Origin of the sequence: Pseudomonas sp. NPDC087614, assembly GCF_044743485.1 — a bacterium.
Lineage (GTDB): Bacteria > Pseudomonadota > Gammaproteobacteria > Pseudomonadales > Pseudomonadaceae > Aquipseudomonas > Aquipseudomonas baetica_A.
The window spans coordinates 47,592-64,714 of sequence record NZ_JBIUWN010000016.1 but is presented as its reverse complement, the minus strand read 5'-3'; the positions used below and the strand labels follow the sequence as shown (position 1 = coordinate 64,714).

The window sequence follows — 17,123 nt, the reverse complement described above, 5'->3', positions numbered from 1 at the left end:
GCTCTCACATGGGATTTGTGGTGTTTCGACTAAATTGCGACGCTCATGAACACCGGGGATTGTGCCAGCGCAAACAGGCTGAACACCCGCCAGTTCTGCTCACGGCGGAAATACCCTTTGACGAACTCGGCCTTGGAACCCTGCCGTTTACTGATCGAAATGGGCTCGAAGCTGTCCTGATCGAAGTGCTGCAAGCCAAAGACTTCATCGACCATCAGCCCGGCAAACACCTCGCCATGCTCCACCACCAATACCCGCCGCTGTTTACGCAGTGGCGACAATTCATGACCGAAAAAACCGCACAGATCCATGATCGGCAGCAACCGCCCACGCAGGTTAGCGACTCCCTTGACCCACGGTTTGACCCCGGGCAACTGAGTGAAACGCGGTTCATGCAGCACTTCGCTGACTTCGCCCATCGGCGCCACATACCAGTGCTCGCCGAGGCGAAAGCCGATGCCGCTCCAGCGATCCTGGCGCGCCGGTTGCGACGGCAGGTCCGCCGCCAGCAAGCGGCAGCGCTGGTCGATCTGCCAGAGCAGTTCGAACGCGGTCAGCGATTCGCTCATGGTTGCGCGATCAGCCTTTGAGTACGTTGTTCAGGGTTTTGATCAGGGTCTCTTCGTCGACCGGTTTGGTCAGGTAGTCCCTGGCGCCCTGACGAGTGCCCCAGACCTTGTCGGTTTCCTGATCCTTGGTGGTGATGATGATCACCGGGATGTGGCTGGTATCGGCGTCCTTGGTCAACTGACGGGTCGCCTGAAAGCCATTGAGGCCGGGCATGACGATGTCCATCAGTACCGCGTCAGGTTTTTCCTGACGGGCCAGCGCGACACCGTCGGCGCCGTTCTCGGCTTTCAGCACTTCGTGGCCGTGCTTTTCCAGCATGCCGGTCAGTTTGTACATTTCAGTCGGCGAATCATCGACGATCAGGATACGTGCCATGGTTTTCCCCATTTTTCTTGTCGACATCCGGCCCGCTGGCCGAGCGTCACTGTGCGTGTCTTACTGCGGCAAAACAGCGGCGAAGCCCGGAACATGGGCCTGAATCGCGTTGAGCAGTTCTTCCTTGCTGAAAGGCTTGGTCAAAAATTGATCAGAGCCGACAATCCGGCCCTTGGCCTTGTCGAACAACCCGTCCCTGGACGACAGCATGATCACCGGCGTTGCCTTGAACGCGCTGTTGTTCTTGATTAAAGCGCAGGTCTGATAACCATCCAGACGCGGCATCATGATGTCGACAAAAATGATTCCGGGATGGTTGTCGGCGATCTTCGCCAACGCGTCGAAACCGTCAATCGCCGTGATCACTTCGCAGCCGACATTTTTCAACAATGTTTCGGCGGTGCGACGAATCGTTTTGGAGTCGTCGATCACCATGACCTTCAAGGCGCTGGACTGCTGTTCCATAAGGGGGCTCTACCGTCGCCTTTGCGAATCAAATTGTCCGTTTTGTGATGACTGATGGCCGGAAACCCTTGATGTTCAAGGGCCAGCACGGCATGGCAGCCTTTTTAGCACAGTCTCCAGATGCAATCTATCGACGGGTTTTTCCTTGACCGAAAACCCGCTCGGAGCCACTCTGGCGGCACTTTTTCAATACCGATCCGGTAGCCAATTTTCGAGGAAAACCCAATGAGCGTTCGCGTCGGGATTGTCATGGACCCTATCGCCAGCATCTCCTATAAAAAGGATAGCTCGCTGGCCATGCTGCTGGCCGCGCAGAAGCGCGGCTGGGAGCTGTTCTATATGGAGCAGCGCGACCTGTATCAGGCCGAAGGTCAGGCGCGGGCGCGGATGCGCCCACTGAAAGTCTTCGCCAACCCGGAAAAATGGTTCGAACTGGACGCCGAGCAGGACAACCTGCTGAGCGATCTGAACGTGATCCTGATGCGCAAGGATCCACCCTTCGACATGGAGTTCGTCTACTCCACTTATCTGCTCGAACAAGCCGAAACCGCGGGCGTGCTGGTGGTGAACAAGCCGCAGAGCCTGCGCGACTGCAATGAAAAGCTGTTCGCCACGCTGTTCCCGCAGTGCACGCCACCGACGGTGGTCAGCCGCCGCGCGGATGTGTTGCGTGAATTCGCCGCCAAACACGGCGATGTGATCCTCAAGCCGCTGGACGGCATGGGTGGCACCTCGATCTTCCGCCACCGTGCGGGCGATCCGAACCTCTCGGTGATTCTGGAAACCCTGACCGCTCTCGGCGGCCAGCAGATCATGGGTCAGGCTTACCTGCCAGCCATCAAGGACGGCGACAAACGCATTCTGATGATCGACGGCGAGCCGGTGGATTACTGCCTGGCGCGGATTCCGGCGCAGGGCGAAACCCGTGGCAACCTCGCGGCCGGTGGCCGTGGTGAAGCGCGGCCGCTGACCGACAAGGATCGCTGGATCGCCGCTCAGGTCGGCCCGACCTTGCGCGAGAAAGGCCTGCTGTTCGTCGGCCTGGACGTGATCGGCGAGCACCTGACAGAGATCAACGTCACCAGCCCGACCTGCATCCGTGAAATCGATAACGCGTTTGGCACCGACATTGGTGGCCTGTTGATGGATGCCATCGATCAGAAGCTTCAAGCTCGTTGAGATAGAACAACCAAGATGCGACCAACATTGCGTTATCATGCCCCGCCTCTGAAAAACGCGATGTTGGTTTCCTTGTCATGACCCTCCCGTCCGATCTGCCCACTGAACTCGCCCATCGCGGCGTGCGCCCGGCCGATCGCCTCGGATTTACCCTGTTTCTCGCGGCGCTGATTCATTTGGCGCTGCTGCTTGGCGTCGGCTTCACGATGGTCGAGCCCAAGCAGATCAGCAAAACCCTGGAAATCACCCTCGCCACCTTCAAGAGCGAAAAGAAGCCCGAGAAAGCTGACTTTCTGGCGCAGGAACATCAGGAAGGCAGCGGCACCCTCGACAAGAAGGCGATCCCCAAGACCACCGAAGTCGCGCCGTTCCAGGACAATCAGGTCAAAAAAGTCACCCCGCCACCGGCCGCCAAACCGCAAGTACAGGAAGCCGCGCCGAAGGCTGCCGTGACCACGGTCGCGCCAAAGCCGAAAAAAGCGCCAACCAAGAAAGAAGAACCCAAAACCAAAGTCAAACCGACCGTCGACGCGCCGGAGTTCGACAGCTCCCAGTTGTCCAGCGACATCGCCAGCCTCGAAGCGGAACTGGCCAAGGAACAACAACTCTACGCCAAACGCCCGCGCATCCACCGTTTGAGCGCCGCATCGACCATGCGCGACAAGGGCGCCTGGTACAAAGACGACTGGCGCAAGAAGGTCGAGCGCATCGGCAACCTCAATTACCCCGACGAAGCGCGGCGCAAACAGATCTACGGTAATTTGCGCCTGTTGGTCTCGATCAACCGCGACGGTTCGCTGTATGAAGTGCTGGTGCTGGAATCGTCCGGCCATCCGCTGCTGGATCAGGCGGCACAGCGCATCGTCCGGCTGGCGGCGCCGTTTGCACCGTTTACCGGCGATCTGTCGGATATCGACCGACTGGAAATCATCCGCACCTGGAAATTCGCCCGGGGTGACAAACTCTCGAGCAACTGAACACACCGCAAATCCCCTGTGGGAACTGTGTTGCTGCCAGCATCCCCAGCTTGTCAGTTCGCCCCTTGAACGCCACACTAGCGCACATGAAAAACGTCAGCCCCAGCTACCTCAAGCACCAATTCCTGATCGCCATGCCGCACATGGCCGACCCGAACTTTGCCCACACCTTGACCTACATCGTCGAGCACACGGCCAATGGCGCCATGGGCATCGTGGTCAACAGGCCGCAAGAGCTGAATCTGGCAGACATCCTTGAGCAATTGCGCCCGGAAATCGACCCGCCCGGCCTCTGCCAGCATGTGCCGATCTTCATCGGCGGCCCGGTGCAGACCGATCGTGGTTTCGTTCTGCACCCGGCGGGCAAGACGTTCCAGGCCACCGCCCAGCTCGACGGCGACCTGGCCCTGTCCACCTCGCAGGACGTGCTGTTCGCCATTGCTGACGGCGTGGGCCCGGCGAAAAGCCTGATCGCCCTCGGCTACGCCGGTTGGGAAGCCGGGCAACTGGAGGCCGAAATGGCCGACAACGCCTGGCTGAACTGCCCGTACAATGCCGACATCCTGTTCAACACCACCAGCGAATTACGCCTTGAAGCGGCGGCCAGGCACTTGGGGATCAACCTCAACCTGCTGACCAGCCAGGCAGGTCACGCCTGATGGCCCTGCGCTTGATTCTCGGCTTTGACTACGGCACCAAACAGATCGGCGTTGCCGTCGGCCAGGTGATCACCGGCCAGGCCCGCGAACTCTGCACCTTGAAAGCGCAGAACGGCGTGCCCGACTGGAACCAGGTCGAGGCCCTTATAAAGGAATGGAAGCCCGACGCCGTGGTGGTCGGTTTGCCGCTGAACATGGACGGCACGCCGAGCGAGATGTGCCTGCGCGCCGAGAAATTCGCCCGCCGCCTCAACGGCCGCTTCAATGTGCCCTTCTATACCCACGACGAACGCCTGACCACGTTCGAGGCCAAGGGCGAGCGTCTGGTACGTGGCGGACAAAAGGGCAGTTACCGCGACAATCCGGTGGACGCCATCGCCGCCGCCCTGCTGTTGCAAGGCTGGCTCGATGAAAACACTGCATTGTTCGAATCCTGACTGCATTTAATTCTGCAAAGCGCTACGGCGCTTTTCTTTTGGCCAAACGCCCAGCCACGTCCGGTAGGACACGGCTCGGGCTGAAGAAGGAGCAACCATGAGCCTGCCCAATCCCGCCGATCTGATCAGTCAGATGGCGACCCGCCTCAAGGCGCACCTTGCACAGCGTGATATCAGCGAACCGCGTTACATCGGCATCCGCACCGGCGGCATCTGGGTCGCGCAGGCTCTGCTCAAGGAACTGGGCAGCGACGCACCACTGGGCACGCTGGATGTCTCCTTCTACCGCGACGACTTCAGCCAGAACGGCCTGCACCCGCAAGTGCGTCCGTCCGCCCTGCCCTTCGAAATCGAAGGCCAGCATCTGGTATTGATCGACGACGTGCTGATGAGCGGACGCACCATCCGCGCCGCCCTGAACGAACTGTTCGACTATGGCCGTCCGGCCAGCGTGACCCTGGTGTGCATGCTCGATCTGGACGCTGGCGAGCTGCCGATCCGCCCGAACGTGGTCGGCGCAACGCTGTCGCTGGCCGCCCACGAGCGCGTAAAGCTGTCCGGCCCCGAGCCGTTGACGCTCGAACTGCAAGACCTGAATCCTTAATCCGCCCTATTGAGAGTCCCCTCGCGATGACGCCTCTAGATACCAAGCGCCCGCTGCAGCTCAATGATCAGGGCCAGCTGCGCCACTTCCTCTCACTCGATGGCCTGCGCCGCGAGTTGCTGACGGAAATCCTCGACACCGCCGACTCGTTCCTTGAAGTCGGTGCCCGCGCAGTGAAGAAAGTTCCGTTGCTGCGCGGCAAGACCGTGTGCAACGTGTTCTTCGAAAACTCCACCCGCACCCGCACCACCTTCGAAATGGCAGCCCAGCGGCTGTCAGCGGACGTGATCACCCTGAACGTGTCGACGTCGTCGGCCAGTAAAGGTGAAACCCTGCTCGACACCCTGCGCAACCTCGAAGCCATGGCCGCCGACATGTTCGTCGTGCGCCACGGCGACTCCGGCGCCGCGCACTTCATCGCCGAGCATGTCTGCCCGCAAGTGGCGATCATCAACGGCGGCGACGGCCGTCACGCGCACCCGACGCAAGGCATGCTCGACATGCTCACCATCCGTCGGCACAAGGGCGGCTTCGAAAACCTCTCGGTGGCCATCGTCGGCGACATCCTGCACTCGCGGGTGGCGCGTTCGAACATGCTCGCCCTCAAGACCCTCGGCTGCCCGGACATCCGCGTGATCGCGCCCAAAACCCTGCTGCCGATCGGCATCGAGCAGTACGGCGTGAAGGTGTACACCGACATGACTGAAGGCCTTAAGGACGTTGACGTGGTGATCATGCTGCGCCTGCAACGTGAACGCATGTCCGGCGGCCTGCTGCCGAGCGAAGGCGAGTTCTATCGCCTGTTCGGCCTGACCACTGCACGTCTGGCCGGGGCCAAACCCGATTGCATCGTCATGCACCCGGGGCCGATCAACCGTGGGGTGGAGATCGAGTCGGCGGTGGCCGACGGCCCGCACTCGGTGATCCTCAACCAGGTGACCTACGGCATCGCGGTGCGTATGGCTGTGCTGTCGATGGCCATGAGCGGACAGACTGCGCAACGTCAATTCGAGCAGGAGAACGCCCAGTGAAGCTCAGCATTCTCGGCGCCCGCGTCATCGATCCAAGCAGTGGCCTGGATCAAATCACCGATATTCACGTTCAAGCCTGCAAGATCGTCGCCCTGGGCGCGGCGCCGGCCGGTTTCAACGCTGTCGAAACCATCGACGCCACAGGCCTTGTGGCCGCTCCGGGCCTGGTCGACTTGAACGTCGCCCTGCGCGAGCCGGGTTACAGCCGCAAAGGCAGCATCGCCAGCGAAACCCGCGCGGCGGCGGCCGGTGGCGTGACCAGCCTGTGCTGCCCGCCGAAAACCAAACCGGTGCTCGACACCTCTGCCGTGGCCGAGCTGATTCTCGACCGCGCCCGCGAGGCCGGCAACACCAAGGTCTTCCCGATTGGCGCGCTGAGCAAAGGCCTGGACGGCGAACAACTGGCCGAACTGATCGCCCTGCGTGACGCCGGTTGCGTCGCATTCGGCAATGGTCTGGAGAGTTTCCGCAACACCCGTACCCTGTGCCGGGCGCTGGAGTACGCCGCCACCTTCGACCTGACGGTGATCTTCAACTCGCAGGATCACGATCTGGCCGACGGGGGGCTGGCCCACGAAGGCCCAACCGCCAGCTTCCTTGGCCTGCCGGGCATTCCGGAAACCGCTGAAACCGTGGCCTTGGCCCGGGACCTGCTGCTGGTCGAGCAAACCGGGGTGCGCGCGCACTTCAGCCAGTTGACCAGCGCTCGCGGCGTCGCGCTGATCGCTCAGGCGCAGGCCCGTGGTTTGAAAGTGACGGCAGACGTGGCGTTGTATCAGTTGATTCTGACCGACGAAGCGCTGATCGACTTCAGCAGCCTCTATCACGTCCAGCCGCCGCTGCGCACCCGCGCCGACCGCGACGGCCTGCGTGAAGCCGTGAAGTCGGGTGTGGTGTCGGCGATTTCCAGCCATCACCAGCCCCACGAGCGTGACGCCAAACTGGCACCGTTTGGCGCGACCGAGCCGGGCATCAGCAGTGTTGAATTGCTGCTGCCTCTGGCGATGACGCTGGTTGAGGATGGCTTGCTCGATCTACCGACCCTGCTGGCACGCTTGAGCGCAGGCCCAGCGCAGGCGCTGCGCCTGCCAGCGGGCAAACTGGCGGTCGGCGGTGCGGCGGATATCGTGCTGTTCGATCCGAAAGCCTCGACCGTGGCCGGCGAAGGCTGGCTGTCGAAGGGCGAGAACTGCCCGTTCCTCGGTCACAGCTTGCCGGGTGTGGTTCGCTATACCTTGGTGGACGGACGGATCAGCCACCAGGCTTGATACCGGGCTGGCTCCCACACTGGATTGGTGTCGATCACAAATCCAGTGTGGGAGCGGTCTTGCTCGCGAAGGCTTACTGGAAGGCGCCGCGATTTTCGGCGTTACGCAGCGACACCTGATCATTGAGCGTCCAGAAGTCATACAGCACACCCACAAAGAACAACCCACCGGTCAGCAGGTACAGCAAGCCGCTGATCCACTTGCCCTGGTACATCCGGTGCACACCGAGCACGCCAAGGAACGTCAGCAGAATCCACGCCACGTTGTATTCGATCGGCCCTGCGGCAAATCGCAGATCCGCTTCGCGGTCCATCGCCGGGATCAGAAACACGTCGATCAGCCAGCCGATCCCTAACAAACCGAAGGTGAAAAACCAGATCGTCCCGGTCACCGGTTTGCCGTAATAAAAGCGGTGAGCGCCGGTAAAACCGAAAATCCACAGCAGGTAGCCGATCACTTTGCTGTGGGTGTCATTTTCCTTCACACGGGGTAACCGATAGCTGTTCATGAAGACCTCGTTGCACACGATAGATAAATATTCTTGAATTCTTTGTGACTTTTTTACAGGTGGCCGACGTATGGCAAATGTTAAGGTGACGTCCGTCAAACCCTTATAACACCGGACCTCTGTCAGACAATCGCGTCAATTTGCAGCTTATTTGGTTCCGTTGCCTCCCGATTGAATCGACCAACGGCCTCGGTAGGGACAAAAAAGCTGTTATAAAGTTGCGCGCTATCACCTAAGAGCCACGCCTAATGCGACCATTTTTCAAGACATGGCTAACTATTTGCCTATTAATGCCACTGGCCGCCCACGCCACCAATCGTGAGCAACGTCTTCCCAACGTTAACGGCTTTACCCCTAAATCCCATGCTTCTGCGCCATCGAGCAAAAGCAAACAGGTCAAACACACCGTCCTGAGCAGCAATGGCCACAGCAAGCTGCTTCCGCAGATGGCGAACAAAACCAGCAGCAACGTCCTTAGCCGTGCGGTGAACGTCCTCGGTACGCCTTACCGTTGGGGCGGCAGCAGCCCCAGTAAAGGCTTCGATTGCAGCGGCCTGGTGAAATACGCGTTCAACGACGCTACGTTCGACCTGCCACGCACCTCCAATGCCATGGCCAGCGGTCACGGCGTGAAAGTCGAGCGCAAGGATCTGAAGCCGGGCGATCTGATCTTCTTCAACATCAAGAGCCGTCGGGTCAATCACGTTGCAATCTACCTGGGCAACGACCGCTTCATCCACGCACCACGTCGTGGCAAAGCGGTGAGCATCGACACACTGAACAAACCGTACTGGCAGAAGCATTACGTCGTGGCCAAACGCGTATTGCCCAACGAGTCGAAGCAGATGCGCGTGGTTCAGCGCTGAGCTGACTGATCCAGAATCTGTTCAAGCAGTACTGGCCCCTTCGCGAGCAAGCCCGCTCCCACATTGGATCTGTGTCGTTCACAAATCAAAGGTGGGAGCGAGCTTGCTCGCGAAGGGTGCAATGGAAGCGACACAAGCGCCCGCTCAGAAATTATCCGGCGTACGCGCCTTATCCCGCGCATGCTCGCGACTGATCAAGCCTTTGGTCACCAGATCCTTCAGGCACATGTCCAGTGTCTGCATCCCCAACGACCCGCCGGTCTGAATCGCCGAATACATCTGCGCCACCTTGTCCTCGCGGATCAGGTTACGGATCGCCGACGTGCCCAGCATGATTTCGTGCGCCGCCACCCGTCCGCCGCCAACCTTCTTGATCAGCGTCTGCGAGACGACTGCCAGCAACGACTCTGACAGCATTGAACGCACCATCGATTTCTCGTCACCGGGAAACACGTCCACCACCCGATCGATGGTCTTGGCCGCCGAGGTGGTGTGCAGCGTGCCGAACACCAGATGCCCGGTTTCAGCCGCGGTCAGCGCCAGGCGAATGGTTTCCAGGTCGCGCATCTCGCCCACCAGGATCACATCCGGGTCTTCCCGCAACGCTGAACGCAACGCGGTGGCGAAACTGCGGGTATCGCGGTGGACTTCACGCTGATTGATCAGACATTTGCGCGATTCGTGAACGAATTCGATGGGATCTTCGATGGTCAGGATGTGGTGATGGCGATGGGTGTTGAGGTAATCGATCATCGCCGCCAGCGTGGTCGACTTGCCGGAACCGGTCGGCCCGGTGACCAGCACCAGCCCGCGTGGCGCATCGGTGATCTTGCGAAAGACGTCGCCCATGGCGAGGTCTTCCATGCTCAACACTTTCGAGGGAATGGTGCGAAACACCGCCCCGGCGCCACGGTTCTGGTTGAACGCATTGACCCGAAAGCGCGCCACGCCAGGGACTTCGAAGGAGAAATCCGTTTCCAGGTGTTTCTCGAAGTCGACTCGCTGGGTGTCGTTCATGATGTCGTAGATCAATTCGTGCACTTGCTTGTGATCCAGCGCGGGCAGATTGATCCGTCGCACATCGCCATCGACGCGGATCATCGGCGGCAGACCGGCCGACAGGTGCAGGTCGGACGCGCCCTGTTTGGCGCTGAAGGCCAGCAGTTCAGTGATATCCATAGCGCTCCTCAATTCCAGTAGAATGCCGCGAACCTTCAGACCGCTGGCGCCTCTTGATGTCCACGATAGCAGACAACATCCAACTGGTTGGTTCGCGCATCCAGGCAGCGGTAAAAGCTGCAAAGCGCGATGAAAACAGCGTCCAACTGCTGGCGGTAAGCAAAACCAAACCCGCCCAGGCCCTGCGCGAAGCGCATGCCGCCGGCTTGCGTGACTTTGGCGAGAACTACCTGCAGGAAGCCTTGGGCAAACAGCTCGAACTGGCCGACCTGCCCTTGATCTGGCACTTCATCGGCCCCATTCAATCGAACAAGACTCGCGCCATCGCCGAGCATTTCGACTGGGTGCACTCCGTGGATCGCCTGAAAATCGCCCAACGCCTGTCCGAGCAGCGCCCGGCCGACCTGCCGCCGCTGAACATCTGCATTCAGGTCAACGTCAGCGGTGAAGCCAGCAAGTCCGGCTGCACCCCGGCCGACCTGCCGGCACTGGCCTTGGCCATCAGCGCCCTGCCGCACCTGAAGCTGCGCGGACTGATGGCCATTCCCGAGCCAACCGAAGAGCGCGCCGAACAGGACGCCGCTTTTGCCGCCGTGCAACGTTTGCAGGAAAGCCTGAATCTGCCGCTCGACACACTTTCGATGGGCATGAGCCACGATCTTGAGTCGGCTATCGCCCAAGGCGCCACCTGGGTTCGTATCGGTACGGCCCTGTTTGGCGCCCGAGATTATTCCCAATCCTGAACATTTCCAGATAAGGACCTGACATGAGCAACACACGCATTGCCTTTATCGGTGCCGGCAACATGGCCGCCAGCCTCATCGGCGGCCTGCGGGCCAAGGGTCTGGAAGCCACGCACATCCGCGCCAGCGATCCGGGTGAAGAAACCCGCGCCAAGGTCAGCGCCGCGCATGGCATCGAAACATTTGCCGACAACGCCCAAGCCATCGACGGCGTCGACGTCGTCGTTCTCGCGGTCAAGCCTCAGGCAATGAAAGCCGTGTGCGAAGCCATCCGCCCGAGCCTGAAACCCAATCAACTGGTGGTTTCGATTGCCGCTGGCATCACCTGCGCCAGCATGACCGCCTGGCTCGGCGAACAGCCGATTGTGCGCTGCATGCCGAACACCCCGGCGCTGTTGCGTCAGGGCGTCAGCGGTTTGTACGCCACCGACGCAGTGACCGCCGAGCAGCGTCAGCAAGCCGAAGAGCTACTGTCCGCCGTCGGCATGGCGCTGTGGCTGAACGAAGAACAACAACTGGATGCGGTCACTGCGGTGTCCGGTTCCGGCCCGGCGTATTTCTTCCTGCTGATCGAAGCGATGACCGCTGCTGGCGTCAAACTCGGCCTGCCAAAAGAAACCGCTGAACAACTGACCCTGCAAACCGCCCTCGGCGCCGCGCACATGGCCGCTTCCAGCGACGTTGATGCCGCCGAACTGCGCCGCCGCGTGACGTCGCCGGCCGGCACCACAGAAGCTGCAATCAAATCGTTCCAGGCCGGTGGTTTCGAAGCCCTGGTTGAAAAAGCACTCGGCGCCGCCGCGCACCGCTCGGCCGAAATGGCCGAACAACTGGGCAAATAAGGAGCCTTACATGATTGGATTGAACACCGCAGCGGTTTACGTGCTGCAAACCCTCGGCAGCCTGTACCTGCTGATCGTACTGCTGCGCTTCGTCCTGCAACTGGTGCGGGCGAATTTCTACAACCCGCTGTGCCAGTTCGTGGTCAAGGCCACCCAGCCACTGCTCAAGCCTCTGCGCCGGATCATCCCGAGCGTGTTCGGTCTCGACATGTCGTCGCTGGTGCTGGCGATTCTGGTGCAACTGGCGCTGATGGCGCTGACCCTGCTGCTGACTTACGGCACCACTGGCAACCCGCTGCAACTGTTCATTTGGTCGATCATTGGCGTGACCGCGCTGTTTCTGAAGATCTTCTTCTTCGCCCTGATCATCAGCGTGATCCTGTCGTGGGTCGCTCCGGGCAGCCACAACCCGGGTGCCGAACTGGTCAACCAGATCTGCGAACCGGCCCTGGCGCCGTTCCGTCGCTTCCTGCCAAGCATGGGTGGCCTGGACCTGTCGCCGATCTTCGCCTTCCTCGCGTTGAAACTGATCGACATGCTGGTGATCAACAACCTCGCGGCGATGACGATGATGCCGGAAATCCTGCGCCTGCTGATGTGAGCTGGTTTCGCTGGGACGGGGACGACCTGATCCTCGAATGTCATCTTCAACCGGCGGCCCGTAGCGATGATTTCGCCGGGCTGCATGGTGATCGTTTGAAGATCCGCCTGACCGCGCCGCCGGTCGAGGGCAAGGCCAATGCCTATCTGATGGGTTTTCTGGCCAAGGCTTTTGGGGTTTCCAAGAGCCAGGTCAGTTTGCTCAGTGGTGAGCTGAATCGGCAGAAGCGGGTGAAGATCTGCTCGCCGAAGAAGTTGCCGGATTTGCCGGGGCTCTGCCGCCCCTGATCGTTGCTTGCCGCTAACCCCAGCGGTCTTTAGACTTACGCCTCATTTCAACGAGAGCAGGGTCGATGCCAACTGCCTTCCCCCCCGATTCTGTTGGTCTGGTGACGCCGCACACGGCGCACTTCAGCGAACCTCTGGCTTTGGCCTGTGGCCGTTCGCTGGCGGCCTATGACCTGATCTACGAAACCTACGGCACGCTGAACGCGCAGGCGAGCAACGCTGTACTGATCTGCCATGCCTTGTCCGGCCATCATCATGCTGCCGGCTATCACAGCCCAGACGACCGCAAGCCCGGCTGGTGGGACAGCTGCATCGGCCCCGGCAAACCGATCGACACCCACAAGTTCTTCGTGGTCAGCCTGAACAACCTCGGCGGCTGCAACGGCTCCACCGGCCCGAGCAGCCTCAACCCGGAAACCGGCAAGCCATTTGGCGCCGATTTCCCGGTGCTGACCGTCGAAGACTGGGTACACAGCCAGGCGCGTCTGGCCGACCTGCTGGGCATCGGCCAATGGGCAGCGGTGATCGGCGGTAGCCTGGGCGGCATGCAAGCGCTGCAATGGACCATCACCTACCCCGATCGCGTACGCCATTGCCTGGCCATCGCTTCGGCCCCCAAGCTGTCGGCGCAAAACATCGCCTTCAACGAAGTGGCGCGCCAGGCGATCCTCACCGACCCGGAATTTCACGGCGGTTCGTTCCAGGAAGCGGGTGTGATCCCCAAGCGCGGGCTGATGCTGGCGCGGATGGTCGGGCACATCACCTACCTGTCCGACGACTCCATGGGCGAGAAATTCGGCCGCGGCCTGAAGAGCGAGAAGCTCAACTACGACTTCCACAGTGTCGAGTTCCAGGTCGAAAGCTATTTACGCTATCAGGGCGAAGAGTTCTCCGGACGTTTCGACGCCAACACCTATCTGCTGATGACCAAGGCGCTGGACTACTTCGATCCGGCGGCGAACTTCGACGATAACCTGGCGAAAACCTTCGAGAACGCCACGGCCAAGTTCTGCGTGATGTCGTTCACCACCGACTGGCGCTTCTCCCCGGCCCGTTCGCGGGAACTGGTGGATGCCCTGATGGCGGCGCGCAAAGACGTCAGCTACCTGGAAATCGACGCGCCACAGGGCCACGACGCCTTCCTGATTCCGATCCCCCGCTACTTGCAGGCGTTCGGCAATTACATGAACCGAATCACGCTGTGAGAAAGCCATGAGAGCTGATCTGGAAATCATCCAGGAATGGATCCCCGCTGGCAGCCGCGTCCTCGACCTCGGGTGCGGTAACGGCGAGTTGCTGAGTTGGCTGCGCGACCATAAACAGGTCACCGGTTATGGCCTGGAAAACGACGCCAACAACATCGCCGAGTGTGTGGCCAAAGGCGTCAACGTCATCGAGCAGGATCTGGACAAGGGGCTGGGCAACTTCGCCAGCAACAGCTTCGACATCGTGGTGATGACCCAGGCCCTGCAGGCGGTGCATTACCCGGACAAGATCCTCGACGAAATGCTGCGTGTCGGTCGTCAGTGCATCATTACGTTCCCGAACTTCGGCCACTGGCGCTGCCGCTGGTACCTGGCGAGCAAGGGCCGCATGCCGGTTTCCGAGTTTCTGCCTTATACCTGGTACAACACGCCGAACATCCACTTCTGCACCTTTGAAGACTTTGAAGAACTTTGTCGCGAACGTGACGCGAAGGTCATTGATCGGCTTGCCGTAGATCAACAGCACCGCCACGGGTGGGCCAGTAAGCTATGGCCTAATCTGTTAGGTGAAATTGGTATCTACCGCGTCAGCAGCCCCGTGCTGGCTGACCACAAGGTCGCGGTCTGAGCCACGACAATCCGAGGAGAACGATCATGGGCCGTTTAGCGCTGTTGTTATTCACTGCCTGCCTGAGCGCCACCGCGATGGCTGCCGATGCCATCAAGAGTGAGCGCAAGGAAGTGTTCGGTGATGTCACCGTGCATTACAACACCTTCAACTCCACCTTCCTGACGCCCGACATCGCCAAGGCTGCCGAACTGATCCGCAGCAAGAACCAGGGCGTGATCAATGTCTCGGTGATCAAGGACGGCAAACCTCTGAGCGCCAGCGTCACCGGCACGGTCAAAGACCTGACCAGCCAGAGCGTGTCGCTGAATTTCAAGCAAGTCACCGAACAGGGCGCGATCTACTACATCGCCCAATACCCGGTACCTCAGCAGGAAACCCGCACCTTTGAAATCAAGGTGCAGACCGGTGACAAGATCGACACCATCAATTTCAACCAAGAACTTTTTCCCGGCGAATGATGAACCTCAAGCAACTCGTACTGGCCAGCCATAACGCCGGCAAACTCAAGGAACTCCAGGCCATGCTCGGCGAATCGGTGCAACTGCGCTCGATCGGCGAGTGGAGCACGGTTGAGCCGGAGGAAACCGGCCTGTCGTTCGTCGAGAACGCGATCCTCAAGGCGCGCAATGCTGCACGCATTTCCGGCCTGCCGGCGCTGGCCGACGATTCCGGTCTGGCAGTGGATTTCCTCGGCGGTGCGCCGGGCATCTACTCGGCGCGCTATGCCGACGGCAAGGGCGATGCGGCGAACAACGCCAAATTGCTCGACGCCCTCAAAGACGTACCTGAAGCCGAACGCGGCGCGCAATTCGTCTGCGTCCTGGCGCTGGTGCGTCACGCCGATGATCCGTTGCCGATCCTCTGCGAAGGGCTGTGGCACGGGCGCATGCTGACCGCCGCCAGCGGCGAGCACGGTTTCGGCTACGACCCGCTGTTCTGGGTGCCGGAGCGCGATTGCTCAAGCGCCGAACTGACCCCTGCCGACAAGAACCAGATCAGCCACCGCGCCCGTGCAATGGATCTGCTGCGCCAGCGTCTGGGCCTGAAATGACCGACACCCCCTCTGCGTCGTCGCTGATCATCGGCGGCGGCGCCTCTTCGCCTCGGGCACCGCTACCCACGCTGCCACCCTTGGCGCTGTACATCCACATTCCGTGGTGTGTGCGCAAATGCCCGTATTGCGATTTCAACTCGCACACCGCCAGCCCAGTGCTGCCGGAGCAGGAATACGTCGACGCGTTGCTGGCCGATCTCGATGAGGATCTGCACGCCGTTTACGGTCGTGAGTTGAGTTCGATTTTCTTCGGTGGTGGCACTCCCAGCCTGTTCAGTGCCGACGCCCTCGGCCGTTTGCTGGAAGGCGTCGAGCAGCGCATTGCGTTCGCCGCCGACATCGAAATCACTCTGGAAGCCAATCCCGGGACGTTCGAGCAAGAGAAGTTCGTTGCGTATCGCAAACAGGGGATCAATCGCCTGTCGATCGGCATTCAGAGCTTCCAGCAGGAAAAACTCAAGGCCTTGGGCCGCATCCACAACGGCGATGAAGCCGTGCGCGCGGCAGGCATGGCGCGGCAGGCGGGTTTCGATAACTTCAACCTCGACTTGATGCACGGCTTGCCGGATCAGTCGCTGGACGATGCCTTGAGCGATCTGCGCCAGGCCATTGAACTCAAGCCCACGCACATTTCCTGGTATCAACTGACGCTGGAACCGAACACGGTGTTCTGGAACCAGCCGCCTGTGCTGCCGGAAGACGACACGCTGTGGGACATTCAAGAAGCCGGGCAAGCGCTGCTGGCCGAACACGGTTACGCGCAATACGAAGTCTCGGCCTATGCCCTGCCCGGTCGCCCGGCGCGGCACAACCTCAATTACTGGAGTTTCGGTGACTTCATCGGCATCGGCGCCGGCGCCCACGGCAAACTCAGCCACCCGGACGGGCGCATCGTGCGTACCTGGAAGACGCGCCTGCCGAAGGACTATCTCAACCCGGCGAAAAATTTTCAGGCTGGCGAAAAGGCACTGACCAATGATGAAATGCCGTTCGAATTTCTGATGAACGCTCTGCGCCTCACTGCGGGTGTGGAATCGCGCCTGTACCCGCAGCGCACGGGGCTGTCGCTGGAAAGCCTCGCCGAAGGCCGGGCGGCGGCAGAACAAAGCGGTCTGTTGCAGGTCGAACCGTCACGCCTGGCGGCCACCGAGCGCGGACAACTGTTTCTAAACGATTTGCTGCAACAATTTCTGAACTGACTTCAGCCCAAAGGGAAAACGCATGGATTTGATACTCGACCTGCTCGCCACCGTCTCCCGCTGGAGCCGCAGCAACCTCTCGGAAATCGCCCTGGCCCTGGTGGGTTGCCTGCTGGTGCTGTTCGGCGCCGACTTCAAAGGCTGGGTCGAACAACGCCTGGGCAGCATCGCCGGCGCCCTGCGCGTACCGCTGATGGCCCTGCTGTGCATGATCGGCAGTGGCGCCGCACTGATCTACGCCACGCCCTGGGTGATCAAGGGGTTGAGCCAGTTCAACAACTACAGTCTGGCGCCGGTACTGTTGGTGGTGCTGGTGCTGATCGGCGTAGTCGCCGACCGCCGCTGATTTTCAACACACACAAAACAACTGTGGGAGCGGGCTTGCTCGCGAAGACGTTAGATCAATCGACATTGATATCGACTGTTACGGCGCCTTCGCGAGC

At 60.6% G+C, this 17,123-nt stretch carries 23 protein-coding genes; 18 read left to right on the top strand and 5 right to left on the bottom strand.

What is annotated here, in order from left to right:
• Positions 1-29 precede the first annotated feature (29 nt).
• Genes ACIOWA_RS09155 through pilG form a run of 3 tightly spaced genes read right to left on the bottom strand, consistent with a single transcriptional unit; the run spans position 30 to position 1,410 of the window.
• Entirely contained in the window at positions 30-569 is a 540-nt protein-coding gene (locus ACIOWA_RS09155) for a chemotaxis protein CheW (RefSeq protein WP_339430339.1), read from the bottom strand.
• Positions 570-579: 10 nt separating this feature from the next.
• On the bottom strand, positions 580-945 hold the full coding sequence (gene pilH / locus ACIOWA_RS09150) for a twitching motility response regulator PilH (RefSeq protein WP_221732374.1): 366 nt from the start codon (positions 943-945) through the stop codon (positions 580-582).
• 60 nt (positions 946-1,005) lie between these two features.
• The gene (pilG, locus tag ACIOWA_RS09145; protein ID WP_007913673.1) at positions 1,006-1,410 is read right to left on the bottom strand and encodes a twitching motility response regulator PilG; all 405 of its coding nucleotides are present in this window, start codon (positions 1,408-1,410) and stop codon (positions 1,006-1,008) included.
• 225 nt (positions 1,411-1,635) lie between these two features.
• On the opposite strand from pilG, the gene gshB reads away from it, so the two are divergent.
• The 7 genes from gshB to ACIOWA_RS09110 all read left to right on the top strand — a co-directional run bounded on the left by gshB (position 1,636) and on the right by ACIOWA_RS09110 (position 7,565).
• A complete protein-coding gene (gene gshB, locus ACIOWA_RS09140) occupies positions 1,636-2,589 on the top strand; it encodes a glutathione synthase (protein WP_339430340.1) in 954 nt (317 codons plus the stop codon).
• 77 nt (positions 2,590-2,666) lie between these two features.
• The gene (locus ACIOWA_RS09135) at positions 2,667-3,566 is read left to right on the top strand and encodes an energy transducer TonB (protein WP_339430341.1); all 900 of its coding nucleotides are present in this window, start codon (positions 2,667-2,669) and stop codon (positions 3,564-3,566) included.
• Positions 3,567-3,652: 86 nt separating this feature from the next.
• Positions 3,653-4,225: a YqgE/AlgH family protein gene (locus ACIOWA_RS09130; RefSeq protein ID WP_339430342.1), complete on the top strand. Its 573-nt coding sequence runs from the start codon at positions 3,653-3,655 to the stop codon at positions 4,223-4,225.
• Positions 4,225-4,662: a Holliday junction resolvase RuvX gene (gene ruvX / locus ACIOWA_RS09125; protein ID WP_008077844.1), complete on the top strand. Its 438-nt coding sequence runs from the start codon at positions 4,225-4,227 to the stop codon at positions 4,660-4,662. The genes ACIOWA_RS09130 and ruvX overlap by 1 nt, the downstream gene beginning before the upstream one ends.
• Before the next feature lie 97 nt (positions 4,663-4,759).
• The gene (gene pyrR, locus ACIOWA_RS09120) at positions 4,760-5,266 is read left to right on the top strand and encodes a bifunctional pyr operon transcriptional regulator/uracil phosphoribosyltransferase PyrR (protein ID WP_339464693.1); all 507 of its coding nucleotides are present in this window, start codon (positions 4,760-4,762) and stop codon (positions 5,264-5,266) included.
• 26 nt (positions 5,267-5,292) lie between these two features.
• Complete coding sequence (locus ACIOWA_RS09115) at positions 5,293-6,297, top strand: aspartate carbamoyltransferase catalytic subunit (protein ID WP_339430344.1); 1,005 nt, start codon at positions 5,293-5,295, stop codon at positions 6,295-6,297.
• Complete coding sequence (locus ACIOWA_RS09110; RefSeq protein ID WP_339430345.1) at positions 6,294-7,565, top strand: dihydroorotase; 1,272 nt, start codon at positions 6,294-6,296, stop codon at positions 7,563-7,565. The genes ACIOWA_RS09115 and ACIOWA_RS09110 overlap by 4 nt, the downstream gene beginning before the upstream one ends.
• 73 nt (positions 7,566-7,638) lie before the next feature.
• Here ACIOWA_RS09110 and ACIOWA_RS09105 read toward each other — a convergent pair whose 3' ends face one another.
• Entirely contained in the window at positions 7,639-8,073 is a 435-nt protein-coding gene (locus ACIOWA_RS09105) for an NINE protein (protein ID WP_401159366.1), read from the bottom strand.
• Between the two features lie 248 nt (positions 8,074-8,321).
• Between ACIOWA_RS09105 and ACIOWA_RS09100 the strand changes: the two genes are divergently transcribed.
• A complete protein-coding gene (locus tag ACIOWA_RS09100) occupies positions 8,322-8,939 on the top strand; it encodes a C40 family peptidase (protein WP_339430347.1) in 618 nt (205 codons plus the stop codon).
• Positions 8,940-9,083: 144 nt separating this feature from the next.
• Here the strand turns inward: ACIOWA_RS09100 and ACIOWA_RS09095 are convergent, their stop codons facing one another.
• Positions 9,084-10,118, bottom strand: a complete 1,035-nt coding sequence (locus ACIOWA_RS09095; RefSeq protein ID WP_339430348.1) for a type IV pilus twitching motility protein PilT — start codon at positions 10,116-10,118, stop codon at positions 9,084-9,086.
• A 56-nt stretch (positions 10,119-10,174) separates the two neighbouring features.
• On the opposite strand from ACIOWA_RS09095, the gene ACIOWA_RS09090 reads away from it, so the two are divergent.
• The 10 genes from ACIOWA_RS09090 to ACIOWA_RS09045 all read left to right on the top strand — a co-directional run bounded on the left by ACIOWA_RS09090 (position 10,175) and on the right by ACIOWA_RS09045 (position 17,026).
• The gene (locus ACIOWA_RS09090) at positions 10,175-10,861 is read left to right on the top strand and encodes a YggS family pyridoxal phosphate-dependent enzyme (RefSeq protein WP_339495455.1); all 687 of its coding nucleotides are present in this window, start codon (positions 10,175-10,177) and stop codon (positions 10,859-10,861) included.
• Between the two features lie 23 nt (positions 10,862-10,884).
• The gene (proC, locus tag ACIOWA_RS09085) at positions 10,885-11,703 is read left to right on the top strand and encodes a pyrroline-5-carboxylate reductase (RefSeq protein WP_339430350.1); all 819 of its coding nucleotides are present in this window, start codon (positions 10,885-10,887) and stop codon (positions 11,701-11,703) included.
• Positions 11,704-11,713: 10 nt separating this feature from the next.
• A complete protein-coding gene (locus ACIOWA_RS09080; RefSeq protein ID WP_096817605.1) occupies positions 11,714-12,304 on the top strand; it encodes a YggT family protein in 591 nt (196 codons plus the stop codon).
• Positions 12,301-12,591 carry a DUF167 domain-containing protein gene (locus ACIOWA_RS09075; RefSeq protein WP_169432301.1) on the top strand — a complete coding sequence of 97 codons (291 nt, stop codon included), beginning with the start codon at positions 12,301-12,303 and terminating at the stop codon, positions 12,589-12,591. The genes ACIOWA_RS09080 and ACIOWA_RS09075 overlap by 4 nt, the downstream gene beginning before the upstream one ends.
• Before the next feature lie 65 nt (positions 12,592-12,656).
• Positions 12,657-13,796, top strand: coding sequence for a homoserine O-acetyltransferase (locus ACIOWA_RS09070; protein WP_339430352.1), 1,140 nt, complete (start codon positions 12,657-12,659; stop codon positions 13,794-13,796).
• A gap of 7 nt (positions 13,797-13,803) precedes the next feature.
• Complete coding sequence (gene metW, locus ACIOWA_RS09065) at positions 13,804-14,424, top strand: methionine biosynthesis protein MetW (RefSeq protein ID WP_339430353.1); 621 nt, start codon at positions 13,804-13,806, stop codon at positions 14,422-14,424.
• A 26-nt stretch (positions 14,425-14,450) separates the two neighbouring features.
• On the top strand, positions 14,451-14,885 hold the full coding sequence (locus ACIOWA_RS09060) for a DUF4426 domain-containing protein (protein ID WP_401159361.1): 435 nt from the start codon (positions 14,451-14,453) through the stop codon (positions 14,883-14,885).
• Entirely contained in the window at positions 14,882-15,478 is a 597-nt protein-coding gene (rdgB, locus tag ACIOWA_RS09055; protein WP_339430354.1) for an RdgB/HAM1 family non-canonical purine NTP pyrophosphatase, read from the top strand. The genes ACIOWA_RS09060 and rdgB overlap by 4 nt, the downstream gene beginning before the upstream one ends.
• Positions 15,475-16,680 (top strand): radical SAM family heme chaperone HemW, encoded by a 1,206-nt coding sequence (gene hemW / locus ACIOWA_RS09050; protein WP_401159359.1) that lies wholly within the window; start codon positions 15,475-15,477, stop codon positions 16,678-16,680. The genes rdgB and hemW overlap by 4 nt, the downstream gene beginning before the upstream one ends.
• Before the next feature lie 22 nt (positions 16,681-16,702).
• Positions 16,703-17,026, top strand: coding sequence for a DUF3392 domain-containing protein (locus ACIOWA_RS09045; protein ID WP_095186985.1), 324 nt, complete (start codon positions 16,703-16,705; stop codon positions 17,024-17,026).
• Positions 17,027-17,123 lie beyond the last annotated feature (97 nt).